Annotated in this window: 23 protein-coding genes; 9 read left to right on the forward strand and 14 right to left on the reverse strand. The window is 47.7% G+C overall.

The genetic code is table 11. The annotated features are described in order from the left end of the window. The first annotated feature begins 139 nt into the window (after positions 1-139). From AB5903_RS04270 to AB5903_RS04285, 4 genes are read left to right on the forward strand one after another with little or no spacing between them, the layout of a single operon-like run. Positions 140-949, forward strand: coding sequence for a MotA/TolQ/ExbB proton channel family protein (locus tag AB5903_RS04270; protein WP_005657173.1), 810 nt, complete (start codon positions 140-142; stop codon positions 947-949). 5 nt (positions 950-954) lie between these two features. Continuing rightward, complete coding sequence (locus AB5903_RS04275; RefSeq protein WP_005657172.1) at positions 955-1,440, forward strand: hypothetical protein; 486 nt, start codon at positions 955-957, stop codon at positions 1,438-1,440. Positions 1,441-1,475: 35 nt separating this feature from the next. Continuing rightward, complete coding sequence (locus AB5903_RS04280) at positions 1,476-2,066, forward strand: biopolymer transporter ExbD (protein WP_005657170.1); 591 nt, start codon at positions 1,476-1,478, stop codon at positions 2,064-2,066. Next, entirely contained in the window at positions 2,066-2,530 is a 465-nt protein-coding gene (locus AB5903_RS04285) for a biopolymer transporter ExbD (RefSeq protein ID WP_005657168.1), read from the forward strand. Before AB5903_RS04280 ends, AB5903_RS04285 begins: the two co-directional genes overlap by 1 nt. Before the next feature lie 96 nt (positions 2,531-2,626). Here AB5903_RS04285 and AB5903_RS04290 read toward each other — a convergent pair whose 3' ends face one another. Together AB5903_RS04290 and AB5903_RS04295 are read right to left on the reverse strand one after the other, a co-directional pair. Further along, on the reverse strand, positions 2,627-3,160 hold the full coding sequence (locus AB5903_RS04290; protein ID WP_016661796.1) for a GNAT family N-acetyltransferase: 534 nt from the start codon (positions 3,158-3,160) through the stop codon (positions 2,627-2,629). 26 nt (positions 3,161-3,186) lie between these two features. Continuing rightward, a complete protein-coding gene (locus AB5903_RS04295) occupies positions 3,187-4,464 on the reverse strand; it encodes an IgA Peptidase M64 (protein WP_368117667.1) in 1,278 nt (425 codons plus the stop codon). A 189-nt stretch (positions 4,465-4,653) separates the two neighbouring features. Between AB5903_RS04295 and AB5903_RS04300 the strand changes: the two genes are divergently transcribed. Then, positions 4,654-5,130 (forward strand): Lrp/AsnC family transcriptional regulator, encoded by a 477-nt coding sequence (locus tag AB5903_RS04300; protein WP_016661794.1) that lies wholly within the window; start codon positions 4,654-4,656, stop codon positions 5,128-5,130. Positions 5,131-5,139: 9 nt separating this feature from the next. On the opposite strand, the gene AB5903_RS04305 is transcribed toward AB5903_RS04300, so the two are convergent. The 6 genes from AB5903_RS04305 to AB5903_RS04330 all read right to left on the reverse strand — a co-directional run bounded on the left by AB5903_RS04305 (position 5,140) and on the right by AB5903_RS04330 (position 9,499). Then, positions 5,140-5,628 (reverse strand): dihydrofolate reductase, encoded by a 489-nt coding sequence (locus AB5903_RS04305; protein WP_016661793.1) that lies wholly within the window; start codon positions 5,626-5,628, stop codon positions 5,140-5,142. Positions 5,629-5,679: 51 nt separating this feature from the next. Then, the gene (locus tag AB5903_RS04310) at positions 5,680-6,474 is read right to left on the reverse strand and encodes a thymidylate synthase (protein ID WP_016661792.1); all 795 of its coding nucleotides are present in this window, start codon (positions 6,472-6,474) and stop codon (positions 5,680-5,682) included. A 72-nt stretch (positions 6,475-6,546) separates the two neighbouring features. Then, positions 6,547-7,737: a cardiolipin synthase gene (gene cls, locus AB5903_RS04315; protein ID WP_258998680.1), complete on the reverse strand. Its 1,191-nt coding sequence runs from the start codon at positions 7,735-7,737 to the stop codon at positions 6,547-6,549. A gap of 223 nt (positions 7,738-7,960) precedes the next feature. Next, complete coding sequence (locus AB5903_RS04320; RefSeq protein ID WP_060385434.1) at positions 7,961-8,287, reverse strand: DUF5056 domain-containing protein; 327 nt, start codon at positions 8,285-8,287, stop codon at positions 7,961-7,963. Then, the gene (locus tag AB5903_RS04325; RefSeq protein WP_217733030.1) at positions 8,271-8,819 is read right to left on the reverse strand and encodes an RNA polymerase sigma factor; all 549 of its coding nucleotides are present in this window, start codon (positions 8,817-8,819) and stop codon (positions 8,271-8,273) included. The genes AB5903_RS04320 and AB5903_RS04325 overlap by 17 nt, the downstream gene beginning before the upstream one ends. After that, a complete protein-coding gene (locus AB5903_RS04330; protein WP_005657149.1) occupies positions 8,816-9,499 on the reverse strand; it encodes a DUF6249 domain-containing protein in 684 nt (227 codons plus the stop codon). Before AB5903_RS04330 ends, AB5903_RS04325 begins: the two co-directional genes overlap by 4 nt. A gap of 146 nt (positions 9,500-9,645) precedes the next feature. Between AB5903_RS04330 and AB5903_RS04335 the strand changes: the two genes are divergently transcribed. Continuing rightward, positions 9,646-11,124 (forward strand): rRNA cytosine-C5-methyltransferase, encoded by a 1,479-nt coding sequence (locus tag AB5903_RS04335; RefSeq protein WP_005657147.1) that lies wholly within the window; start codon positions 9,646-9,648, stop codon positions 11,122-11,124. Positions 11,125-11,140: 16 nt separating this feature from the next. On the opposite strand, the gene AB5903_RS04340 is transcribed toward AB5903_RS04335, so the two are convergent. The 6 genes from AB5903_RS04340 to AB5903_RS04365 form a co-directional block, all read right to left on the reverse strand. After that, the gene (locus AB5903_RS04340; RefSeq protein ID WP_368117668.1) at positions 11,141-12,370 is read right to left on the reverse strand and encodes a TolC family protein; all 1,230 of its coding nucleotides are present in this window, start codon (positions 12,368-12,370) and stop codon (positions 11,141-11,143) included. Between the two features lie 57 nt (positions 12,371-12,427). Beyond that, complete coding sequence (locus AB5903_RS04345; protein ID WP_368117669.1) at positions 12,428-15,574, reverse strand: efflux RND transporter permease subunit; 3,147 nt, start codon at positions 15,572-15,574, stop codon at positions 12,428-12,430. An 11-nt stretch (positions 15,575-15,585) separates the two neighbouring features. After that, positions 15,586-16,812, reverse strand: a complete 1,227-nt coding sequence (locus AB5903_RS04350) for an efflux RND transporter periplasmic adaptor subunit (RefSeq protein ID WP_118086298.1) — start codon at positions 16,810-16,812, stop codon at positions 15,586-15,588. 113 nt (positions 16,813-16,925) lie between these two features. Beyond that, positions 16,926-17,333: a DUF6769 family protein gene (locus AB5903_RS04355; protein ID WP_016661773.1), complete on the reverse strand. Its 408-nt coding sequence runs from the start codon at positions 17,331-17,333 to the stop codon at positions 16,926-16,928. Positions 17,334-17,395: 62 nt separating this feature from the next. Beyond that, complete coding sequence (locus AB5903_RS04360) at positions 17,396-18,775, reverse strand: FAD-dependent oxidoreductase (RefSeq protein ID WP_005657135.1); 1,380 nt, start codon at positions 18,773-18,775, stop codon at positions 17,396-17,398. 78 nt (positions 18,776-18,853) lie between these two features. Then, the gene (locus AB5903_RS04365) at positions 18,854-20,488 is read right to left on the reverse strand and encodes an ABC-F family ATP-binding cassette domain-containing protein (protein WP_005657133.1); all 1,635 of its coding nucleotides are present in this window, start codon (positions 20,486-20,488) and stop codon (positions 18,854-18,856) included. 86 nt (positions 20,489-20,574) lie between these two features. Here AB5903_RS04365 and AB5903_RS04370 point away from each other — a divergent pair, with 86 nt between their 5' ends. The 3 genes from AB5903_RS04370 to AB5903_RS04380 all read left to right on the forward strand — a co-directional run bounded on the left by AB5903_RS04370 (position 20,575) and on the right by AB5903_RS04380 (position 25,810). Then, on the forward strand, positions 20,575-20,976 hold the full coding sequence (locus AB5903_RS04370) for a response regulator (protein WP_022104055.1): 402 nt from the start codon (positions 20,575-20,577) through the stop codon (positions 20,974-20,976). A 201-nt stretch (positions 20,977-21,177) separates the two neighbouring features. After that, positions 21,178-24,306 carry a TonB-dependent receptor gene (locus AB5903_RS04375; protein ID WP_005657129.1) on the forward strand — a complete coding sequence of 1,043 codons (3,129 nt, stop codon included), beginning with the start codon at positions 21,178-21,180 and terminating at the stop codon, positions 24,304-24,306. A gap of 13 nt (positions 24,307-24,319) precedes the next feature. Next, positions 24,320-25,810, forward strand: a complete 1,491-nt coding sequence (locus tag AB5903_RS04380) for a RagB/SusD family nutrient uptake outer membrane protein (RefSeq protein WP_016661771.1) — start codon at positions 24,320-24,322, stop codon at positions 25,808-25,810. Positions 25,811-25,975: the final 165 nt, after the last annotated feature.

Genomic DNA, 25,975 nt, shown 5'->3' on the forward strand with positions numbered 1-25,975 from the left:
CGCCTGGAAAGCGTGTATACCCCTAAAGGGTATCCGGGGTTCGAATCCCCGTCTCTCCGCGAAGTTTTAAAATAAGAGAAGAACAATAAATAAACATAATAAGTAATTTAATTAATTAATCTTAAAAATTAGACACACAATGAAAAAGTTATTTGCAATTGTTGCTGTGATGGGAGTCTTAACATTTGGCTCAACTCAACTTGCTCAGGCTCAAGATGCTCCTGCTGCTGAACAAACAGAACAAGCTGCTCCTGCAGCACAAGCAGCTCCTGCTGATGAAGCTGCCGCTCCTGTTGTAGCTGAAGAAGGCGGTATTCACAAAGAAATCAAGACTAAATTTATTGAAGGTACTGCATCTTTCATGAGTTTGGTTGCCATCGCATTGGTTATCGGTCTTGCTTTCTGTATCGAGCGTATCATTTACCTGAGTTTGGCTGAAATCAACACCAAGAAGTTTATTGCCGCTATCGAAGCTGCTTTGGAAAAAGGTGATGTTGAAGCTGCCAAAGACATTGCACGCAACACAAGAGGTCCTATCGCTTCTATCTACTATCAGGGTTTGATGAGAATCGATCAGGGTATCGATGTAGTTGAAAAGTCAGTTGTATCTTACGGTGGTGTACAGGCAGGTTACCTGGAAAAAGGTTGCTCTTGGATCACACTGTTTATCGCAATGGCTCCGTCATTAGGATTCTTGGGTACTGTAATCGGTATGGTGCAGGCATTTGATAAGATCCAACAAGTAGGTGATATCTCTCCGACGGTTGTAGCAGGTGGTATGAAGGTTGCCTTGATTACAACTATCTTCGGTTTGATCGTTGCTTTGATTCTGCAGGTATTCTATAACTATATCCTGTCTAAGATTGAAGCTTTGACCAGCGAAATGGAAGATTCTTCTATCTCACTGTTGGATATGGTTATCAAATATGACTTGAAATACAAAAAATAAGTAAAATGGCTAAGTTATCATATAAAGTATCATACTACGTACTGTACGTAATGTTCGCTGCCATTCTGGTAGTGTTGGGCTTGTTCTACTTCGGTGGAGATGCTCAGGGCGATGCAGTACTTATGAGCGTTGACTCTGAAATGTGGCAACCCGCCCAAACCGATGCACTGCTCTTCTTGATGTACGGTTTGTTTGGTATCGCTGTCGTTGCTACAGTGGCTGCTTTCCTGTTCCAGTTCGGAACTGCCTTGAAAGATAATCCGGGAAATGCATTGAAGTCTTTGATCGGTGTAATCGTATTGGTTGCAGTTGTTGTTATAGCATGGGCTATGGGTAGTGATGAACCGCTTAATATCCCGGGTTATGACGGTACGGACAATGTTCCGTTCTGGTTGAAGATCACTGATATGTTCCTTTATTCTATCTACATCCTGTTTGGTGCAACAGTGCTTGCTATCATCTTTAGTAGTATTAAGAAGAAATTATCATAATCAATTGAGATAACTCAATTTAAAGAGTAATTACAATGGCAAAAGGAAAAAGAAAAGTTCCTGATATTAACTCAAGTTCTACGGCGGATATTGCTTTCCTGTTGTTGATCTTCTTCTTGATTACAACGTCAATGGATACTGACCGTGGTTTGGCAAGACGCTTGCCGCCACCACCGGAGCAGAACCAAAAGAATGACGATATTAAGTTGAAGGAACGCAACGTGTTGCAGGTCTTCCTGAATATGAACGACCAGTTAATGTGCGGAAACGATTATATCACAACAGATCAGTTACGTGCTAAAGCAAAAGAATTTATTGCCAATCCGTATAACGATGAAACCAAACCGGAAAAACATGCAAAGGATATTCCTTTCTTTGGTAACATGATGATTACGGAAAAGCATGTAATTTCTTTGCGTTGCGACCGTGGCTCTTCTTATAAGGCATATCTTGCTGTACAAAACGAGCTGGTTGCAGCATACAATGAGTTACGTGATGAGTTGGCTCAGGAAAAATGGCAAAAGAACTATGTTGATTTGAATGACGATCAACAAAAAGCAATTCGTGACATTTATCCTCAGAAGATCTCTGAGGCAGAACCTAAAAAATACGGAGATAAGAAGTAATGGGAAAATTTAATAAGACTGGTAAAAAAGAAATGCCGGCGTTGAACACTTCTTCTCTGCCTGACCTTATCTTCACCCTGTTGTTCTTCTTCATGATTGTAACAACTATGCGTGAGGTAACATTAAAGGTTGAGTTTAAGGTTCCGCAAGCTACAGAGTTGGAAAAACTTGAAAAGAAGTCTTTGGTTACGTTTATCTATGTAGGAAAACCTACTGCTGAATTCCGTAAGAAATTAGGTAATGAAAGCCGTATCCAGTTGAATGACAGTTATGCTGAAGTTGCAGCAATCCAAGACTATATTATTGGTGAACGTGCCAGTATGAAGGAAGAGGATCAGCCGCAGATGACAGTGTCTTTGAAAGTTGACCAAGATACGAAAATGGGTATCGTAACAGATATCAAAGAGGCTCTTCGTAAAGCGTATGCATTGAAGATTAACTATTCTGCGCAGCCGCGTCAGTAAAGTTAGTTCAGACTATATTGAATAAAGGTCGCTTGTGAAAACAGGCGACCTTTATTTTATTATGTATGGGAACTTTGGAAGAATGAGTGTTCCTATTTATTTAGTGTTGTATACTTCCCGATAGATGCACTTTTTAACCTGTTCGAAGTCTTTATCGCATTCTAAATCGCCATAAGCCATTAATAGCATGGGAAGGTAATCATCTCCGGATTTATAAGGCGGTTGCATGTACGGCTTTTCCCATAATGTAAAACCTTGCCGTTTGTAGAAATTGATTCGGCGTATTGCCATTTCTTCTTCCGGCATTTCCACTTCCAGGATAATGGGTTTCTTTAGCTGGTGGCATAAATGGTTTAAAACGTTTTTGCCATGGCCTCCATTGCGTTGAGACGGGTCAATGGCAAAATGCTCTACATAGCAGAAGTGTCCGAAATCCCAGTAGGTAATAAAGCCTACCGGAGTATTTTTATGGAGAATAATGTTACAGTAAAAGTGCGGTTTGCTATCTGTATAATTACGCAATTCTTCCAATGGACGATATTCTTCAGAAGGGAAAGAAGCAGTCATCAACTGCTCCATGTACTTGTACAAGGCTGCATCTGTGGTGGTGATGCGTTGAAATTTAATCATAAGCAGGTTCTTTAAAATTTGTTTTTTTATTCGGTATAAAACTCAATAATTCTGCGAAGAGCGCGTTGGCACACAGGGCAGAAAGCCGGATATTCATTGGTGCGCATGCGGCAATTCTCTGCCGGTCGGAAGATCCCTTTCGCTGAATAACCGCCGCCTTCATACACGCTTGTCGGATAGTTTTCGCTTACCTCTGCCGGAGTGGGAACGGGAGTATTTTCACTAAGCATGTCCTTCCACTTGGCTGCAAAGTCCACTTGTGTACTGATGTTCTGCTCCCACGGTTCTATATCCAAGGGATAGGTATCGGTCATGACATCATTATCATAGAAGTATTCATCGGCAAGTCCGCCGAAACTGTGTCCGAATTCATGTACTACTACCGGCCGGAACATCGGATGATGGGCTGTTGTGAGGGTGTATGAGTTATAGATACCGCCACCGCCATATTCTTCCGTATTAGCCAATATGATAATGTGTTCATAGGGTATTCCGGCTAAAGCATCATGAATTGCTTTTACGCGTGATGTTGTTAAATAACGGTCGGAATAGAACGTGCTGAAATGTGAACCGAAGGCAGTATGTTTCCACTCGTTCAATCTTGGCACGCTGACTCCGCTATCTGTGGAAGGACTGGCTACGGCTACTACATTGAACCGTTTCTTCATAGATTTGAAAGGTTCGTGGTCGAAAATGCTTTTGCAAGCGATATCTGCATCTTCATTGAATGTCTGCATTTCTTGGAGTGTATATCCTTCTGCAAGAATGGCTACATCGATGCACTTTTCCGGACTATCGTTGTGCAGCAGGTATTTATGCGGTGTGATGTGTGAATTTCCTTTTTGCTCTATCAATACATCGTTTGGATGCACAATGTGTTTCATGGACGCGCGGACATTGCGGCGTGGGTCGAGCAGGGTTATTTCTATTTCAACCGGTTGAAGCGGGTAGGGAAGGAGAAATGTATTTTCAAATCCTTTAGTTACATTCCGGGCTTCGTCCGTTTCCAGCCATTCCTGGAAGAGTGAGGAGAAAGAGGTAGTATAAATAGTCTTTCCGCTGGCTGCATTGCGCATAATAATCTGCCCGTTGCCTTGCAACGGGAGTTCCGCCAGATGATGCTTTCTTCCTGCCCAGGTGGGGAGAGCGGATAACCCGTCCAGACAGATAGCTTGCCCGGATGCATTGCCGTTAAAGATATAATCGACGCGAAGGGTTTTATCTGCAAAATGGTCAGCAAAGACTTGTGCGCGGGTAGATGCTACGGCTATTAAACAGAGTAAGAATAAGATATGCTTTTTCATGTCCATAATAATTTAATCATTTCACAAATATACGATTTTTGTCTGTATTCCCCTGCATGTATGATTATTCTCTTTTTAGCAAGAAAAGTTATAATTCGTATTTTTATTCATGAAAAAATCGCTAACTTTGCACATTGCCGTAGGGGAATACGGTAAAATAATTTATTTAATTAATTATTGAGATTAGAAATGGGACATCATCAATTGGATACTTTAGACGAGCAGATATTGCAGCTGATTGCCGATAATGCGCGTATTCCTTTCCTCGAAGTTGCCAGAGCTTGTAATGTATCCGGAGCAGCTATTCACCAACGTATTCAGAAACTGACAAATCTGGGTATATTGAAAGGGTCGGAATATGTTATAGATCCGGAAAAGATAGGATATGAGACTTGTGCGTATATTGGAATCTATTTAAAAGATCCCGCAACTTTTGATGCCGTGACAAAAGCGCTGGAAGCCATTCCTGAAATCGTGGAATGTCACTTTACTACCGGTAAATACGATATGTTTATTAAGCTGTATGCACGGAACAATCATCATTTGCTGAGCATTATTCATGATAAATTGCAACCGTTGGGGTTGTCTCGTACGGAAACGTTGATTTCATTCCACGAGGCAATTAAACGTCAGATGCCGATAGTGATAGACGATGAGGATGAATAATCCTACCGGTTATCGGCGGATATAATTGACAAAAGCATAAGGGCAGGGATGTTTTTCATCTATAGGATGGGATTCCCTGCTTTTTTCTTGCCATATTTCAGGGGTTACTTCCGGAAAGTAGGCATCTGCTTGAGGAGCTTCGGCATCTATCTCTGTCAGGCAGAGTGCGTCTGCCAATGGCAAAGCCTGGCGGTATACGCTGGCTCCGCCTATAATATAGATTTGTTCATCCTGTTCACAGTGCTTCAAAGCTTCTTCAAGAGAAGGAAAGATTTCCGCACCCGGACATAGGGTGTCGGGACGGGTAGACAATACAATATTGCGTCGGTTTGGCAAAGCTCCTTTAGGGAGTGATTCGAATGTTTTCCGTCCCATGATGATGGTGTTCCCGGTAGTAAGCGCTTTGAAACGTTTCAAGTCATTGGGAAGCCAGAATAACAGTTTGTTTTCATAACCGATAGCCATGTGTCGGTCTACTGCGGCGATAATGCTAATCATATTGTCTGATGTAATCAAGTGGTCTTTTAATGATAGAAGATACTCTCTTTCCTATACCGCTACTTTTCCGGCAATATGCGGGTGAGGATTGTAATTGACCAATTCAAAGTCTTCATACTTGAAATCGAATATGTTCTTTACATCCGGATTTATTTTCATTTGCGGAAGTGCCCGCGGCTCACGGCTCAGTTGGAGTTTCACTTGTTCCAAGTGGTTCAGATAGATATGTGCATCTCCCAGGGTATGTACAAAATCCCCGGCTTTCAATCCCGTAACTTGGGCTACCATTTGCAAGAGCAATGCGTACGATGCGATATTGAAAGGTACTCCCAGAAAAATATCCGCGCTGCGTTGGTAAAGTTGCAGACTGAGTCGTCCGTTGGCTACATAAAACTGAAAGAATGCATGGCAAGGCGGCAGATTCATGTTGTCCAAATCGCCGACGTTCCAGGCACTCACTATGATACGGCGTGAATCGGGGTTGTACTTGATTGTTTCCACCGCTTCACTGATTTGGTCGATGGTTCCGCCTTTGTAATCCGGCCACGAACGCCATTGGTAACCGTAGATATGCCCCAAATCTCCATTCTCATCGGCCCATTCATTCCAGATGCGTACCCCGTTCTCTTGCAGGTATTTTACGTTTGTATCGCCTTTCAGGAACCAGAGCAGTTCGTGGATGATGGATTTCAAATGAAGTTTCTTGGTAGTCAGACAAGGGAAGCCCTCGTCCATATTGAAACGCATCTGGTGTCCGAATACGCTGATTGTACCGGTTCCGGTACGGTCGCTTTTTTCTATGCCTTCAGTCAGTACACGGTTGAGTAAGTCTAAATATTGTTTCATGGAGTTACTTATTAAAAGCCTTGCCAAAGGTAGGCAAAGTTCTCGGTATATTGAAAATTTGCGCTATAAGATTTACAGGAAAGGAGTCAGCAGATTTCCTACCCAGCCGAGAAACTTTTTCCAGCCGGAGCGCTTTTTCCACATCTCGGGCGTGAGCAAGGTACTGTTCTTTTTGTCCCTCTCGAACATGCTGTTCAACTGGTTCGTTGTTGAAGGGTCGAAGATGAAAGCATTGGTCTCATAATCGTAGCGCAAGCTGCGGCTGTTGAGGTTTGCAGTGCCTACCGTACAGAAAGCGCTGTCTACCATCATTACTTTGGAATGGTGAAATCCGTCCTTGAACAAGTAAATTTTGGCTCCCCGTTTCATCAATTTATGTGCGATATAAAAAGAGGCTTCGGGCGTAAAGGGAATATCCGATACAGCCGGTATCATAATCTCCACTTCCGTACCTTTCTTTAACGCTTTCTTGATAGCCTTACGGATGGATTTCGTCGGAACGAAGTAGGGGTTTACTATCTGGATATTTTTTTGAGCAGCTTCTATCGAAACGGCATAGGCATGGCTGATAGACCGGGGTGTTTCCCGCGGGGTGCGGTCTACTATTGCAATCTCCTCGGCTATACTGTCCGGAAATTGGGGCAGGTTGGGGAAGTATGCCGGACCGCCGATGTGTTGTCCGGTTTCCCTGTTCCACATAGTCAGGAAGATACCTTGCAGGTAACGTACGGCATCCCCTTCTATGTGCATGTGTATGTCGTGCCATTTACCGATTTTAGGCAAGCCGTTGATGTAATAGTCGGCAATATTCATCCCGCCCGTATAGCCGATTTTTCCGTCGATAACCACTATCTTCCGGTGGTCGCGGTGCATGGCATGGTTGATATAGGGAAAGGTGATGGGGTCGAACTTGACGAGTTCGATGCCGCGTGCCTTTATCGCCTGCAAATGATGTTTTTTCAACGGCTGGTTATTGGACCAGTTGCCGAACGCATCGAACATGGCACGTACCTCTACACCTTCTTTTACCTTTTCTGCCAGTAAATCGAAAAGGGCATTGGCGATGGAGTCGTTACGGAAATTGAAATATTCCAGATGAATGTGGTGCCGGGCATGGCGGATAGTTTCGAATAAATCAATAAACTTTTCACGACCGGTCATCAATAGTTCGACTTTATTGTTGTAAGTCAGCGGTATTTCCATATCTTGCATGTAGTTCATTACAAGAGAATCGCTGGTACTTTGCGCTCGGACGCTTCCAATAAAAAATGTAAATAATATGATGAATGAAATCTGTCTCAAAACTTTATAAGTTTATTTAGTTTTATGAGTTCGCAAATATACAATATATCATTGAGATATGTTCATTTGTTTATAAAAAAATCAACCCTTACCTTTTATTAACAAGGTAGGGGTTGATTGTATTGTTCTGTAAGGAAGTTTATTTATTCTATGAGGAAATTACCGTTTGCGATTTCCAAAGCGTTTAAGCCAATGAACATATTTTGCGATAGAGCAGGAAGAGTAATACTATGCCCGCAACCAATAAAGATTTGGGATCAAGTTCGGTGACTCCGCTTTGGGCAGCGGCGGTGAGTGTTTCACGAAGTGTACCCAATACCTGTTGCAATCCGTCGAAAACAAAGAACAGCACTAATGCCAGCGTGAAACAGAACGTAACCCATACTTGTGAAATCCGTCGGGTACGGTCGGGCAAATGGCGCATCACACGGCGGGTGAAGCCATTGTCGGGTATTTCCTGCCGGTTTTCGGCAAAGAAATCAATCAGGAGTTTATCATTGTTTTCCGTCATAACCATTTTGTTTTAAGTAGGTAGCCATTTTTTCTTTGGCCCGCGACAGGTGGCTTTTTACTGTTCCTGTCGGGTAGCCGGTAATGTCTGCAATCTTCTCTATACTTTGGTCTTCCATATAAAAAAGAGTGATACAGGTCCGTTCTGTTTCTTTCAGCATATTCAGCGCACGGTAAATGTCCATGTGCCGCCCTATGTCGTTTTGCTGCGTACTGTATTGAGCGTCTACCCGGAGTGTTTCCAGACTGTCGGTCTCCTTACGGGTGCGAAGATAATCATAAAATACATTATAAGCAATACGGTAGAGCCAGGTGGAGAAACTGGACAGGTTTTTGAATGAGGAGAGATTGGTGTATGCTTTAATGAATGTATCTTGCGCCAGGTCATCGCTCAATTCGCTGTCGCCACAAGTCAGGTGCAGAAAAAAACGCCGTACGGACGACTGATACTTTCCTACTAACTGGTCGAAGGCCCTGGTGTTGCGAAACACCACGACCTGTGCGACTAACGATATATCATTGAGCTGACTCATTTTTCTGCATTCTTTTCCGGAAAGACGGTTCTTGCATTATCGGATTTATCATTGCTTTTAGGGGCTCTGTCTTGCTGCGTATAGTAGATGACGAGCTGTCCGAAGCCTGTGAACATGACAAGCAGGCCTATGCAGCCAAGTCCGAATTCTTCGGTAATGGCCCAGAGGAATATGAACAGCCCGATACCGACGAACACATTCTTGATTCCTTTACTGCGGATATCTGTCGAATCGGCTTCTTTAAACAGATTTTCCGGCAGCGGTTGTCCACTGGCTAATGCTTGTTCCACCAGGCGGTATTTGGCCTTCCGGTTTTTGTAGCGGAAGAAAAAGATGATGAATACGATGATTAAAGGAAAGCCGAAAACGAACACAATGGCTGTAATCGCAATGACTGCGTCTCTCGTGGCATGTCCGATATTCCAGCCGAAATCGTAAGCACTGCTATGATGCTTGTAATCATCGTCACTTTCTGAGTTACTGTTTGAACTGTTTTCGTAAGTCATGATGCTAAGGGTGTCCGTAACGGCTTTTCCGTCAATCACGGTATCCTTCAATTCTATGACTCTTTGTTTGTTTCCCAGACTGTCATTCTCCGTAACGGTCCGGTTCTTTCCTTGTGCCAATGTGCAAAGCATTAAGGCGGTTGTCAGTGCGAAGATAATGCGTTTCATAATCATGCTGTTTTTTGTTTTTATAGGTTTCTTTGTGTGTTAGACGTACCCATTTGCTTGGAAAGTTGCAAAGAGACGACATTTTTTTTAGAAAAGCTATTATCAACCGCAAAATATTTATACTACCTTTGCGTATTTAAAAAGTAAAACCTATGGAACTACCCGTTTCTTTTGCAGACTATACCCGCACTCTTTTGGGAGATGAGGATTATAAGGAATTAGTGACTTCTCTGGAATCGGAGCAATCCGTCAGCATCCGGTTGAATCCGCTGAAACCTTTTGCTTTCCGCTCCGGAGAACATGCCGTTCCCTGGTGTACTTCCGGTTTTTACCTGGAAGAACGCCCGACATTTACTTTTGATCCCTTGTTCCATGCGGGCTGTTATTATGTACAGGAAGCTTCGTCCATGTTTGTTGAACAGGCTCTGAAGCAGTATATGGGTGAGGAACCGGTAGTGATGCTCGACCTTTGCGCCGCTCCGGGCGGTAAGTCGACGCATATCCGAAGCCTCCTTCCCGACAATAGTCTGCTGATAGCCAATGAGGTTATCCGCAACCGCTCTCAGATACTTGCCGAGAATCTGACCAAGTGGGGGCATCCCGATGTGGTGGTTACCAATAGCGATCCGTCGGACTTTACACCGCTGGAAGATTTCTTCGACGTGATATTGACGGACGTGCCCTGCTCCGGTGAGGGTATGTTCCGCAAAGACCCTGTTGCCATAAGCGAGTGGAACCCGGAGAATGTGGAAATCTGCCGGCAGCGGCAGCGGAGAATTATTGCGGATATCTGGCCTTGTCTGAAACCGGGCGGCATACTGATATATAGCACTTGTACTTATAACACAAAGGAAAACGAAGAAAACATCCGTTGGATAAGGGATGAATTCGGTGCAGAGGTGCTTCCGCTCGATGTTGCGGAAGAGTGGAATATAACGGGTAATTTGTTGCAGGGAGAATCCTTTCCTGTTTATCGTTTCCTGCCTCATAAAACCCAGGGAGAAGGCTTCTTTCTGGCAGTTCTCCGGAAGCCGGGCATGAGCGTCCGAAACTCCGGGGATAAGCAACTCATTTCCCTGGCAATTGCTCCTGAAACTCCAGGGCTCAGAGTAGAAAAGTCCAGGGAAAAAGGACGTAAAGTCCAGGGAAAAGGGAAGCAAACTCCGGGACTTTCCAAGGAGCAGCTTGCGATATTGCAGAAGTGGATTTTTACTGCGGATAAGTATGAGTTTATCCAGAAAGGCGGCAATGTCAGCGCTTTCCCAAAATGTTATCTTCCGGAACTGTCTGCATTGCAGTCGTCCTTACGTATTGTACAGGCTGGATTGGAGATTGCCGGACAGAAAGGCAAGGATTGGATTCCCTGTCATGCCTTGGCTGTGAGCGGGATATTGGTATCGGATGCTTTCCCTTGTGAAGAAATATCGTATGAACAGGCCATTGCCTATTTACGCAAAGAGGCTGTCACCCTTTCGGATGCAGCCCCTCGCGGAGTTGTTTTGCTGACATATAAGCATGTGCCTCTCGGCTTTGTCAAGAATATAGGTAACCGTGCCAATAATCTTTATCCGCAGGAGTGGCGTATCCGTAGCGGCTATTTGCCGGAGACGGTGGTGAAAGTGCATTCTTGACTTGATTCCACCTTCATCACAGTTCGTTCTTATATATCCGCGCCATTGCTTTCTGGTATTGGTTTTCCAGTTGCAGGAGATTTGTTTTGCTTTGGTAAACGACCGAAACTTCGACAAAATACTCTATCATACTGATTTGTCCGCCTACAAGAGCCTGTTTCAGTAAAGTCAGGTCCTGCTGTTCCTGAAAGGTCCGTTTGTATTCCTGCATGGAAGCGTCCAGGTTACGGGCTTCTTCGTAGAGCTGCCATAACTCGGAGCTTGCTTTTACTCTTGCATTATCTTTCTGGAAGTCGATGTTCATGGCTTGGGCTTTGGCTATCTTCACTTTTCCTTTATTTGAGAACAGCGGGAAAGAGAAGCCTACGACAACACCGTTCAGCGGATGTCCCGATTCGGTATTGCGACGATAGCCCAACTCCAGTTTCGGCAGCCACCCTTGCTTGCTTGCTGAAATGAACTTGCGGGCTGCGGCGCTTTCGCTGTCGAATGATTGCAGAGAGGGATCGGCGGCAAGCAGTTCGCTGCATACCCGATGGAAATCGGTTGGCAACGGAACCAGGGGATAGTCCGTCAGTCCGAGGGCTTTGGCGGTAGGTACGGTGGGGCCGTCGGGGAAGGGACGTCCGGGAGTAAGCGGCTGGTTGCTGTTCAGTACCAGCAGTTCCTTGATTTTATTGTTCAGGGCAGTACTGTTCATGCGCGATTCGGTACGTACGTTCAACAGTTCCAGATTGATTTTATTTGTTTCCAGGGCATTGGCATCTCCCGTAGCCAGCCGTTTGGCATACATGGCGGCCAGCTCCTCTGCATTCTTCAGCCGTGCATCGAGCAACTCCTGCTGGTGTTGCAGCATGATGATGTCCAGGCACACTTCTTTGGCTTGCAGCAATATCTGCTGGCGCATGGTTGCCGCCTGTGCATCCAGTGCTCCGGTTTTGAGACGGTTCATCTTTCCTCTTGTTATGTATAAGGTGGGAAAGTCGAAGCTTTGGGAAACCACCATTTCCCCTACGGTTTCATCGCTGTTTTTAGAGTCCCAGAGATGGGCGTATGAGAGGGTGGGATCCGGCAGGTTGTTCTCGGTCCTGCTCTCCAGCTTCTGTGATGAGATAAGTTGTGCATTGGCTTGCAACTCCTTGTTGTTGGCTTCTATCTGGCGAAGCACGGAGTCAATGCCGGTTTCCTGCGCCCTCATCCCCATGCAGGCGAGGATGGTGGCGGTGAATATAAATAGTTGCTTCATATCTTCTGTTATTAAGTTTTTTATTGATCGTTATAACGGGATGGCTGTCCGGAGTCATTACGGATGCATCTCTTCTTTCTTTCCGTGCATCATCAGGTAGACAATCGGAATGATGAAACCGTTCAGGAAAGTGGAAGTCAGCAATCCGCCCAGAATAACTTTTGCCATGGGACTTTGTATTTCATTACCGGGCAGGTCGCCGCTGAGTGCCAACGGAATCAATGCAAGCGCACTGGACAGTGCCGTCATCAGGATAGGATTCAAACGGTCCAGCGAACCGCGTATCACGCTGTCGTACACACCGTATCCCTCTTCCTGCTGCAAGTGGTTGTAATGACTGATGAGCAGCATACCGTTTCGGGTGGCGATACCGAAGAGCGAAATAAAGCCGATGATAGCCGGAATACTGACTTCGCCCGTTGTGACGAGCAGGGCGAATACACCGCCAATCAGTGCCAAAGGCAGGTTAATAAGGATAATCGCACTTTCCTTTACGCTACGGAACTCATGGTACAGCAGCAGGAATATCACTACGATAGACATGAATGAAGTCAAAGCCAGCGTGCGGCTTGCAGCCTGTTCGCTTTCAAACTGGCCGCCGTATTCGATGTGATAGCCTTCCGGCAGTTTTATCGAGGCGTCCACACGCTCTTGTATGTCGTTTACCACGCTGCGCAGGTCGCGGTCGGCAACGTTGGCGGAGATTACGATTTTCCGTTTCACGTTCTCGCGGCTGATAGTGTTAGGTCCCATTGCCGAGCGTACTTCCGCTACATAGTTCAGCGGTATCTTTTGTCCGTTGCCAGTATCGAGCATCAGGTTACGTATCTTTTCCATCTCATCCCGCAAATCATCCTTTACGCGTACGGTGAGGTCGAAACTTTTTCCTTTTTCATATACCTGGGATACGGTTTCGCCGGCAAGGCATACGTTGACAAACTCCGAAAACTCCGGCAAGGAGATGCCGTATTTGGCAAGCACTTCCCGTTTGGGAGCGATGATAAGCTGCGGACGTTCAATCTGTTGCTCCACGTTCAGGTCGGCAATGCCGGGAATGTCCTGAATGGTATTCTTTATCTCATTGCCCAAAGCGAACATGCGGTTCAAATCGTCGCCGAACAGCTTAATGGCTATATTGGCTTTCGTACCCGACAGCATGGCATCGATACGGTGGCTGATAGGCTGGCCGATTTCCACATTGGCGCCTACAATCGTACCCAGCTTTTCACGTACATCGGCCACCAGCTCGCTGCGCGAACGGTCTTTCAGCTCGAACGGAGCTTCGATTTCCGATACGTTCACGCCTAAGGCATGTTCATCCAGTTCGGCACGTCCCGTCTTGCGGGCTACGGTTTGTATTTCGGGGATGGAAAGCAGTAGTTCTTCGGCACGATGTCCCATCTTGTCGCTCTCTTCCAGTGAAATGCCCGGCAGGGATGATATGTTGATTGTGAACGAACCTTCGTTGAACGGCGGCAGGAACGAGCGTCCCAATGTGAAGAAGCAGGCAAGCGCCACTGCAAACAGACCGATGGTTCCGCCCAATACGCTCTTCTTATGACCCAGCACAAAAGCAAGCGCTGCACCGTACCACTCTTTCATCTTGCGTGCTACGGGCGAATCGCCGGTGGAACGCTTTTCGTCTTTTATCTTTTCTTTGCCCAGCAGGTAGGAGCACAATACAGGTGTCACCGTCAGTGCCACAACCGTAGAAGCTGCCAATGCCACGATGAAGGCAATGCCCAAAGGCACAAGCATACGGCCTTCCATGCCGCTCAGGAAAAACAGAGGAACGAAGCTTACCACGATAATGAGCGTGGAGTTCAAGATAGGCATACGCACTTCTTTGGAAGCGTTGAATACAACTTCCAGTATCGGCAGGCGTTCCGCTTCCGGTTTCATCCGGTTCTCCCGCAAGCGTTTGTATACGTTCTCCACATCGACAATGGCATCGTCCACCAGCGAACCGATGGCGATTGCCATACCGCCGAGGCTCATTGTGTTGATGGTGAATCCCATATAGTGCAACGCCAGCAGCGAAGCTATCAGTGACAAGGGAAGCGTCACCAATGAGATTACGGTAGTCCGTACGTTGGCAAGGAACAGGAACAGTACGATAACAACGAATATACCGCCTTCAAACAGTGATTTCTGTACGTTGCCGATGGAACTTTCTATAAAGCGGCTTTGCCTGAAAATATCGGTGCTGACTTTTACATCGGGCGGCAGGTTCTTCTGTAAGTCCTTGAGGGATGTTTCCAGTTTGTCGGTCAGTTCAAGCGTGCTTGTGGCGGGTTGCTTGGTTACGGTCAGCAGTACGGCGGGCTTGCCGCGTTCGGAAGCCGTACCCAGCTTCGGCAGTTTGGCTCCGATACGTACATCGGCAATGTCTTCCAGCAAAATGGGGGAAGCGGAATACGGAGCATTGGACGTTGCGGGCTGGACACTGCCGTCCTGCAATTTGACAACAGCCTTTGCCAGTTGCTCCACCCGGTCGGTGGAGATGACACCGCGCACGATGTATTCGTTTCCGTATTCATAAAGCACTCCGCCGTTGGCGTTCAGATTCATTTCACGCGTAACGTTCATCACTTCGGTAAGGGTTACGCCATAATGCCGCATCCGTTCCGGGTCGAGTTGAATCTGATACTCTTTGATGTCGCCGCCCAGTACGGCAACTTGCGCCACGCCGCCGGTAGAAAGAAGGCGCGGACGGATAGTCCAGTCGGCTATGGTGCGCAGGTCGAGCATGGAAGTCGAGTCGGCGGTAAGTCCTACAATCAGCATCTCGCCTAAGATAGACGATTGCGGGCCAAGCGTAGGCTTGCCTACATTGGAGGGAAGGGACTCGCTGACAACCGCCAGTTTCTCGCTTACAATCTGGCGTGCCAGGTAGACATCCGTTTCCCAGTCGAACTCAACCCATACAACGGAAAACCCGTTGGTGGAAGAAGAACGTACCCGGCGTACTCCCGTAGCACCGTTTACAGCCGTTTCAACAGGAAAAGTAACCAACTGTTCCACTTCCTCGGCTGCCATACCGTTGGCTTCGGTCATGATAACCACGGTTGGCGCATTCAGGTCGGGAAACACATCCACTTCTGTGTGCATTGCGGTATACGTACCGCCTATCAGCAGCAGTACCGATGCCACCAGCACCAGTATGCGGTTCTGAAGAGAGAAATGTATTATCTTGTTTAACATGACTGTACTGTTTAGTGTTCGTGGCTATGTGCCGGAATTGCATTGGTAGCGCCTGCAAGTTTCACCTGATAAGCGCCTTGAGTCACCACTTTGTCGCCTGCCTTGACTCCGGAAAGGATTTGTACCCGTTCGCCGTTATCGGCTCCAAGAGTGACCAGTTGTTTCTTGTATCCTTCCTCATCTACTTGCAGGTATACGAAGAAGCTGCCTTGTTCCTCGGTCAGAGCCGTATGGGGGAGTGAAATAACGTTCTCCATAGGCGAGGAGAGCAGGAATATCTCGACAAATGAGCCGGGAATGATATCCCCTTTGTTGTCGAATTCAAAAGTGACGGGCACATAATAACCGTTGTCGCCCGATGCCTTTCCGTAAGAGAGCAGGCGGCCGTTCAGGTCTTTCAGTGTATATACCTTATTGTTGTAGGGAGTGCAGAAGTTGGCGGAACCGATGGTGCGGAGATACGGATAGTATTTTTCCGAAACATCGGCGCGCAGGAACAGTCTGCGGTTTTGAGTGATGCTTACGAGCGGCTGTCCCACGGTTACATAATCGCCTTCCTTTACCAACAGGTTTTTCACGTATCCGCTGATGGGAGAGGTTACCGCCTGTCCTTGGGCCGAATGGTTCTTGGCAACGGCTTCATAGCTGATACGGGCATTCTCATACGTCTGTCGGGCTTGAGCAAAGTCTTTCTCCGAAACGATTTTATTGGGGAGAAGTTCTTTCATCCGTTCATACTCTTTTCGGGCTGTTTCGTAAGCGATGCGCGCTCTTTGTACGGGGTCGCCGTCCGCCATATTCTTGGACGAAAGCACCACGAGGGGAGTACCTTTGCCGACACTCATGCCCTCTATGACTTTTCCGTAAAAAGAAACGACACCTGCCACGGTAGCTACGGCAACGCTTTCGTCGCCTTGTGCGGCCATAACCTGCCCGCTGGTTTTAATCACCTGATTGAAAACGCCCGGTTCGATGGTGCTTACGGCTACTCCGGCAGCCTGCGCTTTGGCCGGGGGCAATATGATTTCGTCGCTATGTGCGGCAACGGTTTCCTCACCGTGGTGGTGTCCGTCGTCATGGTGGTGTCCGGGACCTTCGTTTTCATGGTCGTGCCCTTCGTGGTCATGTCCCGCATGGGCGTGTTCTTCCGTTTCGTGATTGTGTCCTTCACCGGACTTGCTGTTGCAGGAGCCTAACAGGAATAATCCTATGACTCCCATGAATAGAATTTTCTTCATGATAATTGTTTTTGTCCTTACTTGTTTGGAAATGCAAAATTAGAGAATGGTCGGTGCAACCGGGTTGCATACATTCCTGTGCCGGCAGGATAACCGTTTCCGGCAACTATCGGTCAAGCAAGGACGGAAGGGGGCGCACGAAGCCCTGTGGCACGTGTGATGAACGTGCCGTGAAGAGATTCCAGGTAGACAAACTCTTGCCTGATACCCGTTTCCTCGGGCAGAGCCAGGAGTTTGAGAAGCGGTTCGGTAAATAATGTGTTCACCCACACGAAACACGGATGTAGGTTACTGTTGTCCGAGTTGGGTGTCTGTTGGAAGAAATGGGTGGTCATGCATCCGGTGTCGCAGCAGCAATGTTCGCTGCAAGGGCCCTGATGCTGGCAGCACCCGTCGGACGGCAGGTCGTTTTTCATGCAGATTATGCCGTCTTCGTGGTGATGATGAGGAATGACAGGTACTATCAGCATAATCATGCTGATGAAGAACAGAAAGTATGCAATGTACCTTTTCGTTTTCATCCCTCTCTCTTTGATTGGTCGCAAAGATAGAAGTTAATCACTTAACTGCCAAACCCAAGATGCTAAAAAGCCTTGAATAAATCATTTAATCCTTCGCTCATACTGGGATGCGTAAAGATGAAATCCCGCAGAATGCTGTAATGCAAATCATTCTTCATGGCAAGCGATACTAAATTAATGACTTCGGGCGCATCGATACAAAACAGGGTGCAGCCTATTATGCGTCCCGTATGTGCGTTGACAATGGCTTTCATCATACCGTCTATCTGCTGCAAGGTACGGGCACGCGGTATGGCGGCAGCCGGCAACCGGGACACTTGAAGCGAATAACCGCGTTTTACGGCTTCCTCTTCGGTCATGCCGATATGCGCCAACGGCGGATCTGTAAAAATGACATATGGAACCGGAATCCTGTCATCGGTCTTTCGCTTTTTATTGCCGAACAACCGGTTGGTGATAATGCGGAAATCATCCAGGGATAAATAGTCATACAAGGCTCCGCCTCTTACGTCTCCCATAGCCCATATATGCGGGGCGGTGGTCTGAAGATGTTCATTGACGATGACAGCTCCCCGGGTGTCGGTCCGTATGCCGGCTGCGTGCAGGTTGAGGCCGTCGGTCATCGGTCTGCGTCCGGTGGCAAGCAGCAGTGCGTCTCCTTCCCAAAAATAGGGGGTATTGTCGGAATTGTCCGTATAGGTCAATGTTATGCCATCGGCAGTGTCGTATACGGACAGGGCATAGGCGTTCAAACGTATCTCGATGCCTTTCCTTTTCAGAGATTCCAGCATGGATTCCGCAATGTCCCGGTCGGCTTTGGGCATAAAGCGGCTGCCCGTTTCCAGTAACGTGACTTTGCTTCCAAACCCCGCATACATGGTGGCAAACTCCATTCCGATAGCGCCGGCGCCGAGAATGAGCAGGCGTCCGGGAAGTTTGCTCTGTTGGAGTAGCGTTTCGCTGGTGAATACATGCTTGCTTGCGTCGATTCCTTTCACGGCGGGCAGGATAGGGGTAGCTCCCGTATTGATAAAAATTTCCTTTCCTTTAAGGAGAATTTCCTTTTTATCGTGCGAGACGACCTTTACCGTATCGTCGGATACAAAAGATGCCGTACCGTCATACAACGTAATATTGGGGTGCTCCTTGATACGCTCGTGATTCTTGTCCCGCAAGAATGATACGAGCTTGTTTTTCCGCCTTATGGCGAGTGCATAATATTTGGCCTGATTGCCGTAGTCGTCCCGGTAGAGCCGTTCGGCCTGTTCCGATTCGTAAATCAGCGCTTTGGTGGGTATACACCCTACATTCACACATGTTCCCCCGTACATCTGCGGAGAACGTTCGATGATTGCCACTTTCCAGTTGCGGTTGGCGAGTTCGGCAGCCAGCAGTTTTCCGCCTTTGCCGAACCCTATGATGATAGCGTCATATTGTTTCATTTCATTCGTAATTAGGAATTTGTGGCAATGAAACAATAGGAACTGTTTGTTTGTTGCGGGAAGTAAGTTAATGAAAGTTTACCGTTCCAGTTCGCGAAGCGAATCCATTTTCTTCTTCTCGAGGAATTCATAGATGCCGCTCAGGTGCTCGGTCACCCGCTTGTTGCCGAACTCGTACACTTTGCTCACCAGTCCGTCCAGGAAGTCACGGTCGTGGCTCACAAGTATCAGTGTACCGTCGAAGTCCATGAGTGCCTGTTTCAGAATATCTTTGGTCTTCATGTCCAGGTGGTTGGTAGGCTCGTCCAGAATTAGCAGGTTTACGGGTTCCAGCAGCAGCTTAATCATGGCAAGGCGTGTGCGCTCGCCACCGGACAGCACTTTCACTTTCTTCATGGACTCTTCCGGTCCGCCGAACATGAAAGCTCCCAGCAGGTCGCGAATCTTGTTGCGGATTTCTCCTTTGGCTACGTCGTCGATGGTTTGGAATACGGTCAGGTTCTCATCCAGCAAGGATGCCTGGTTTTGGGCGAAATAGCCTATTTGTACATTGTGTCCGATGGTAAGCGTTCCTTCGTGTTCTATTTCTCCCATGATACATTTTACCAATGTGGACTTACCTTCGCCGTTCTTGCCTACGAAAGCCACTTTGTCGCCTCTCTCTATAGTGAGGTTGGCATTCTTGAACACGACATGGTCGCCGTATGTCTTTCCTACGTTCTCCATAATCACCGGATAATTGCCGGAGCGCGGCGAGGGCGGGAATTTCAGCCGCAATGCCGAAGTATCTTCTTCGTCCACTTCCAGAAGCACCAGCTTTTCCAGCATCTTGACGCGGCTCTGCACTTGCAGGGTTTTGGAATAGGTTCCCTTGAAGCGCTCGATGAATTCTTTGGTTTCGGCGATGAACTTCTGTTGGTCGTCGTATGCCTTTTGTTGCTGTTCGCGCCGCTCTTTGCGGAGCTCCAGGTATTTGGAGTAGTTTACTTTATAGTCGTAGATTCGTCCCATAGTCACTTCAATGGTACGGGTCGTGATGTTATCCACAAATTTGCGGTCGTGGCTGATGACGATGACGGCTTTCCCATTGTTGATAAGGAACTCTTCCAGCCATTGGATGGACTCGATGTCGAGGTGGTTGGTAGGCTCGTCCAGCAGCAGTACGTCAGGTTTTTGCAGCAGCAGTTTGGCAAGCTCGATGCGCATGCGCCAGCCACCGCTGAAATCGCTTGTCTGGCGGTTGAAGTCCTCTCTGGTGAATCCGAGGCCGAGCAATGCCTTTTCAACGTCCTCTTCGTAATTGGTGGCATCGATGGCATAAAACTTCTCGCTTAGGGCAGACACCTGTTCGATAAGCTCCATGTAACTGTCGCTTTCATAGTCGGTACGGGTCTCCAGTTCCTTGTTCATGCGGTCTATCTCTGCTTCCATCTCGTGCAGGTGGGCAAAGGCCTGTGCCGTTTCCTGAAAGACGGTACGTCCGTCTTCTGTCATCAGATGCTGGGGCAGATAGGCGATGACACAATCTTTCGGTGCGGAGATTTTGCCGTGGGTGGGCTGCCGCACTCCGGCGAGTATTTTAAGTAATGTACTTTTTCCGGCTCCGTTCTTTCCCATGAGGGCGATACGGTCTTTTTCGTTGATTACGAAGGATATGTCACTGAATAAGGTTGTGCCGCCGAATTCTACGGCGAGTCCGTCAATAGAAATCATTATGTCGTTTTTAAAAATAAGGTGCAAAGATAATGCAAATATATTATTTTTTATACCTTTGTCTCGGACAAACAATAATACAGGTTATGGAAATCGATAATCAATCGGTAGATTACCGTCCGCTCATCCTTGTTGCGGAAGACGATGATAGTAACTTTAAGTTGATAAAGGCTATTATAGGGAGAAAGTGTGAGATAATGTGGGCGAAGAACGGTGAGGAGATTGTCTCTTTGTTTCGTGAATACCGTGACAGGGCGGATGCAATACTGATGGATATTAAGATGCCTGTAATGAATGGTTTGGAAGCTACGCAAATTATACGCCGGGAAGGCGGAACATTGCCTGTTATCATGCAAACGGCCTATGCTTTCTCTACCGACCGTGAAAATGCCATAAAGAGCGGTGCTTCGGAAGTATTGGTAAAGCCCATTACATTGAGCACCTTGCGCAACTGCTTGAGCAGTTACCTTCCCCGACTGGAATGGTAGGCTTTCCGCAATGAAAAGATAACTGTATCTTAGGGCTTGTTTATATTTTGATTAAAGAGTTATATAGCTTGCTATACTCCTCATAAAGACAGAAAAACATCCTCACAAAGAATTCTCTAAAGAATGCTGAACAAAAATTAAGCAGGTTCTGAACAAAATTTCTATTCTTTTGTTAATGAAGTCTAACCAAAATTTAACGGAATGAATAGTAAACTGCGCTTTTTGTTAATATCACTGTTTATATTCTTCGTGGCAGCATTACAGGCTTCAGCAGACGGTGATATCCGTGTATCGGGCGTTGTGATGTCGGAAGGAGAACCTTTGCCGGGAGCATCGGTATTGGTGAAAGGTACTCACAACGGAACGGTAACTGACGTTGACGGGAAATATACCCTTACCGTACCGGCGGACGGTACGCTGGTCTTTAGCTTTATCGGACTGAAAACTACAGAACAGAAAGTCAATGGACGCACAGTTGTCAATGCGGAATTGCTTCCGGACAGCGAACAACTGGATGAGGTAATGGTAGTGGCTTATGCCACTGCCAAGAAGTATAGCTTTACGGGAGCGGCTTCCACGGTAAAGGGGAGCGAGATTGCCAAGATGCAGGTGTCCAATGTGTCGCGTGCGCTCGAAGGTACGGTTTCCGGACTTCAGGCAAGTGCTCCCAGCGGCCAGCCGGGTACGGATGCCGAAATACGTATTCGCGGTATCGGCTCTATCAATGCGTCGAGCGCCCCGCTTTATGTGGTGGACGGCGTCCCTTTCGACGGTAGCATCAACTCCATTAATCCGGAAGATATAGCTTCGCTGACGGTACTGAAAGATGCCGCTTCGGCTGCTCTCTACGGTTCGCGGGGAGCCAACGGTGTCATTATCATAACTACCAAGCAGGGACATACCGACTCGAAAACCACGGTCAGCATCAATGCCAGCTTCGGTGGTTCCAACCGGGCTATCCGCGATTACGACCGTGTTGGAACCAATCAGTACTTCGAACTCTATTGGGAAGCTTTGCGCAACCAATATGCTCTGAATTCGGATAAATATACTCCGCAGACCGCAGCTGCCCAAGCCTCGAAAGACCTGGTAGGCAAGCTGATGGGCGGCGGCCCTAATCCCTACGGACCCAACTATCCGCAACCTGTAGGTACGGACGGCAAACTGCTTGCCGGCGCTACTCCGCTTTGGAATGTGGACTGGCAGAAGGAAATGGAACAACAGGCATTGCGTACGGAAGTCGGATTGAATGTTTCCGGTGGCGGAAAGACCAACCAGTACTATTTCTCGGCCGGCTATCTGAACGACAAGGGTATTGCCCTTGAGTCCGGCTACCAACGCTTCAACTTGCGTTCCAACATTTCGAGCGAGATAACCCGTTGGTTGCGCGGCGGTGTGAATATGAGCTATGCCCACTCCATACAGAACTATCCGGTTTCGTCCGATGCCAAAACGAGCAATGTCATTAACGCCGGACGTCTAATGCCCGATTTTTATCCTGTGTATGAGATGAATGCCGACGGCACATACAAACTCGACTCGGAAGGAAAGCGGATTTACGACTTCGGTTCCTACCGGCCGTCGGGCGCTACAGCCAACTGGAACCTGCCTGCAACCTTACCCAATGATAAATCCGAGCGTATGCGGGACGAGTTCTCCGGACGTACTTTCCTTGAGGTCACTTTCCTTGAAGGGTTGAAATTCAAGACCAGCTTCAACTTCGACCTGATAGACTACAATACGCTGGATTATACCAATCCCAAAATTGGCCCTGCCGTCAATACGGGCGGTGGAGCAAGCCGCGAATATACCCGTACCTTCTCATGGACATGGAATAATATCGTGACCTACGATAAGACTTTCGGCGAGCACCACTTCAATATCCTTGCCGGACAAGAGGCTTACTCTTACCGTTACGATGTGTTGCAGGCGGCACGAAGCAACATGGCTGTGCCCGATATGCCGGAACTGGCTGTCGGTTCGCTTGTAACCGCAGGCACGGGCTATCGCATCGATTATTCACTGTTAGGCTATCTTATCAATGCCCAATATGACTACCGGAGCAAGTATTTCTTCTCCGCTTCCTACCGTCGCGACGGTTCCTCGCGTTTCGCACCGGGTACACGCTGGGGCAATTTCTGGTCGTTGGGAGCTTCGTGGCGCATAGACCGCGAAGCGTTCATGCAGAATACCGCCGACTGGCTTTCCGCCCTGACCTTAAAAGCCAGTTATGGCGCGCAGGGCAATGACAACCTGGGTACGTATTATGCCAGCAGCGGACTGTATTCTATCGTTTCACAGGCAGGTGAGAATGCTTTGGTGTCCGACCGTCTTGCAACGCCCGATTTGAAATGGGAGACTAACCTCAACCTCAATGTAGGTATCGACTTTTCATTGTTCGATAACCGTTTCTCCGGTTCGTTCGATTTCTTCCAGCGCCGTTCCAAAGACCTGCTGTATTCCCGTCCGTTGGCAACTTCCCTGGGTTATACTTCTATGGACGAGAATATAGGTGCTTTAAAGAATACGGGCTTTGAAATAGACCTCAAAGGAACGCTTATACACACCCGTGACTTTATGTGGCGTATGGGAGTCAACCTTACGCACTACAAGAACGTGGTGACCGACCTTCCGCTGAAAGACATGCCCGTTACCGGAGTTACCCGCCTGAAGGAAGGGCGTTCGGTCTATGACTTCTATCTGCGCGAATGGGCAGGGGTAGACTCGGACAACGGCGACCCGCTGTGGTATAAGAACGTGAAGGATGAGCAGGGCAATATCACCGGACGCACCACCACCAATGACTATGCTCAGGCTGATTATTACTATGTGGACAAATCCTCGCTCCCTAAGGTGTATGGCGGGTTCAACACCGCTTTCTCATACAAGGGCTTTGAGTTGTCCGCCATCTTTGCCTACAGCATAGGCGGTTATATCGTAGACCGTGACATTACGATGCTGTGGAGCAACGGAAGCAATCCGGGACGTGCCTGGTCTACCGAGATACTGAAACGCTGGACGCCGGAAAACCGCTACACGGACGTGCCGGCCTTGAAAACAGTGTCCAATAACTGGAACTCCAACTCCACCCGCAATCTGTTCAACAATTCGTATCTGCGGATGAAGAACATCACGCTGTCCTACAACTTCCCGCAGCCGTTGATAAAGAAAATCAGCCTGAACAGCCTGCAACTTTTTGTACAGGCGGACAACCTGCTGACTTTCTCCAAGAATCAGGGACTGGACCCGGAGCAGGGCATCACAGGACTGACCTATTACCGTTATCCTGCCATGCGTTCCATTTCGGGCGGGCTTAATGTTTCATTCTAAATCACTGTTAACAATGAATACTTTCCTTAAAAATACAGCAATCCTCGCAGTGGGATTATTATCCGTCTTGTCCTCGTGCAGCGGAGACTTTCTCGACAACAAACCTACGGACGCCGTAGATTCGGGGATCGTCCCCGTACCTTCCAATGCCGGACGTATCTTCAACGGTGCATGGTATAACTTGTTTGAGTACAGCAGTACGTATGCCAATATCGGCTATCGTGCCCTGATGTTGCAGGACGACATGATGGCGGACGATGTGGTGTCGCGTCCAATGTATGGTTTCAACTCATCCTACCAGTTTAACGATGTGGGGATGCCGGCCAACAACCGCACCGCATTTGCCTGGTATCTGATGTACAAGACTATTGACAATTGCAATACCGCCATTTCCATTACCGCGACCGGTGATGATAATACGGCCGATTTCCGCCATTCCCAGGGGCAAGCCTACGCTTTGCGGGCTTTCTGTTATCTGCATCTGGCTCAGCACTACCAGTTTACTTACCTGAAAGACCCTTCCGCACCGGCTGTTCCTCTTTATACGGAACCTACCGCCTCTACGACAGAGCCCAAAGGGAAGGCTACCCTGGAAGAGATATATACGCAGATATTCAAAGACCTGAATAAGGCTAAGGAGCTTCTTGAAGGGTATGTCCGTCCGGACGATAAATCCAAGTTCAAGCCGGATGTAAGCGTTGTCAACGGATTGCTGGCACGTGCCTGTTTGCTTACCGGACAATGGAATGAAGCCGCCGGGGCTGCACTTGAGGCGGCTGAAGGATATACTTTGATGACGGATGCCAAAACGTATATGGGCTTTAACGACATATCCAATACCGAATGGATGTGGGGGCATCCCCAATCTGTGAGTCAGTCCGACGCCAGTTATAATTTCTATTATATTGATGTGGTGACCCCTGATGCGTATAACAGTTTTATGGCCGACCCGCATTTTAAGGACATTTTCGAAGCGGGGGATATCCGTCTGGAGCTGTTCCAGTGGATGCGCGAAGGCTATTTGGGTTATCGCAAGTTCCGCATCCGTGCCGACCAGACCGGTGATATCGTCGTGATGCGTTCCGCCGAGATGTATCTGATAGCTGCGGAAGCACTGGCTCGTGAAGGACGGTTGGAGGAAGCCGTGAAGCCGTTGAACACATTGCGTAATGCCCGCGGACTTGCCGATTATGATCTGGCAGGCAAGACGCAGGAACGGCTTGTCGATGATATTCTGCTGGAACGCCGCCGCGAATTGTGGGGTGAGGGATTCGGCATTACCGATATTCTCCGTACGCAACGTTCGGTAGAACGCATGCCGTTGACGAAGGAGGAAGCGGAGAAAACGTACGATTGCTGGCAGCAGGGAGATACTTATAGGGAATATAACCCCGAAGGTCATTGGTTTACTTCCTTTCCCGACGGAACGAAGTTTGTGCCGAACAGTGTGTATTATTTGTATGCCATTCCGGAAAAGGAGACGAATGCGAATCCTAATCTATAGGAGAAGGGTGTTGGGTAGTGATTGATGTTTTTTTAGGCACGGATTACGCAGAATTACGCGGATTGCACGGATTTATTTTATTCTTTTTCCGTGTAATCCGCGTAATTCTGCGTAATCCGTGCCTAAAAATAGTACCCTGAATAGTGCGTAACCGGCATATCTTCA

The organism is Bacteroides sp. 2201st1_D9_2201SCRN_220225, assembly GCF_040928965.1.
Lineage (GTDB): Bacteria > Bacteroidota > Bacteroidia > Bacteroidales > Bacteroidaceae > Bacteroides > Bacteroides stercoris.

Coding starts and splice junctions, on each gene's coding strand:
- AB5903_RS04270 (WP_005657173.1), top strand. CDS start 140: ATGAAAAAGTTATTTGCAATTGTTGCTGTGATGGGAGTCTTAACATTT.
- AB5903_RS04275 (WP_005657172.1), top strand. CDS start 955: ATGGCTAAGTTATCATATAAAGTATCATACTACGTACTGTACGTAATG.
- AB5903_RS04280 (WP_005657170.1), top strand. CDS start 1,476: ATGGCAAAAGGAAAAAGAAAAGTTCCTGATATTAACTCAAGTTCTACG.
- AB5903_RS04285 (WP_005657168.1), top strand. CDS start 2,066: ATGGGAAAATTTAATAAGACTGGTAAAAAAGAAATGCCGGCGTTGAAC.
- AB5903_RS04290 (WP_016661796.1), bottom strand. CDS start 3,160: ATGATTAAATTTCAACGCATCACCACCACAGATGCAGCCTTGTACAAG.
- AB5903_RS04295 (WP_368117667.1), bottom strand. CDS start 4,464: ATGAAAAAGCATATCTTATTCTTACTCTGTTTAATAGCCGTAGCATCT.
- AB5903_RS04300 (WP_016661794.1), top strand. CDS start 4,654: ATGGGACATCATCAATTGGATACTTTAGACGAGCAGATATTGCAGCTG.
- AB5903_RS04305 (WP_016661793.1), bottom strand. CDS start 5,628: ATGATTAGCATTATCGCCGCAGTAGACCGACACATGGCTATCGGTTAT.
- AB5903_RS04310 (WP_016661792.1), bottom strand. CDS start 6,474: ATGAAACAATATTTAGACTTACTCAACCGTGTACTGACTGAAGGCATA.
- AB5903_RS04320 (WP_060385434.1), bottom strand. CDS start 8,287: ATGACGGAAAACAATGATAAACTCCTGATTGATTTCTTTGCCGAAAAC.
- AB5903_RS04325 (WP_217733030.1), bottom strand. CDS start 8,819: ATGAGTCAGCTCAATGATATATCGTTAGTCGCACAGGTCGTGGTGTTT.
- AB5903_RS04330 (WP_005657149.1), bottom strand. CDS start 9,499: ATGATTATGAAACGCATTATCTTCGCACTGACAACCGCCTTAATGCTT.
- AB5903_RS04335 (WP_005657147.1), top strand. CDS start 9,646: ATGGAACTACCCGTTTCTTTTGCAGACTATACCCGCACTCTTTTGGGA.
- AB5903_RS04340 (WP_368117668.1), bottom strand. CDS start 12,370: ATGAAGCAACTATTTATATTCACCGCCACCATCCTCGCCTGCATGGGG.
- AB5903_RS04345 (WP_368117669.1), bottom strand. CDS start 15,574: ATGTTAAACAAGATAATACATTTCTCTCTTCAGAACCGCATACTGGTG.
- AB5903_RS04350 (WP_118086298.1), bottom strand. CDS start 16,812: ATGAAGAAAATTCTATTCATGGGAGTCATAGGATTATTCCTGTTAGGC.
- AB5903_RS04355 (WP_016661773.1), bottom strand. CDS start 17,333: ATGAAAACGAAAAGGTACATTGCATACTTTCTGTTCTTCATCAGCATG.
- AB5903_RS04360 (WP_005657135.1), bottom strand. CDS start 18,775: ATGAAACAATATGACGCTATCATCATAGGGTTCGGCAAAGGCGGAAAA.
- AB5903_RS04365 (WP_005657133.1), bottom strand. CDS start 20,488: ATGATTTCTATTGACGGACTCGCCGTAGAATTCGGCGGCACAACCTTA.
- AB5903_RS04370 (WP_022104055.1), top strand. CDS start 20,575: ATGGAAATCGATAATCAATCGGTAGATTACCGTCCGCTCATCCTTGTT.
- AB5903_RS04375 (WP_005657129.1), top strand. CDS start 21,178: ATGAATAGTAAACTGCGCTTTTTGTTAATATCACTGTTTATATTCTTC.
- AB5903_RS04380 (WP_016661771.1), top strand. CDS start 24,320: ATGAATACTTTCCTTAAAAATACAGCAATCCTCGCAGTGGGATTATTA.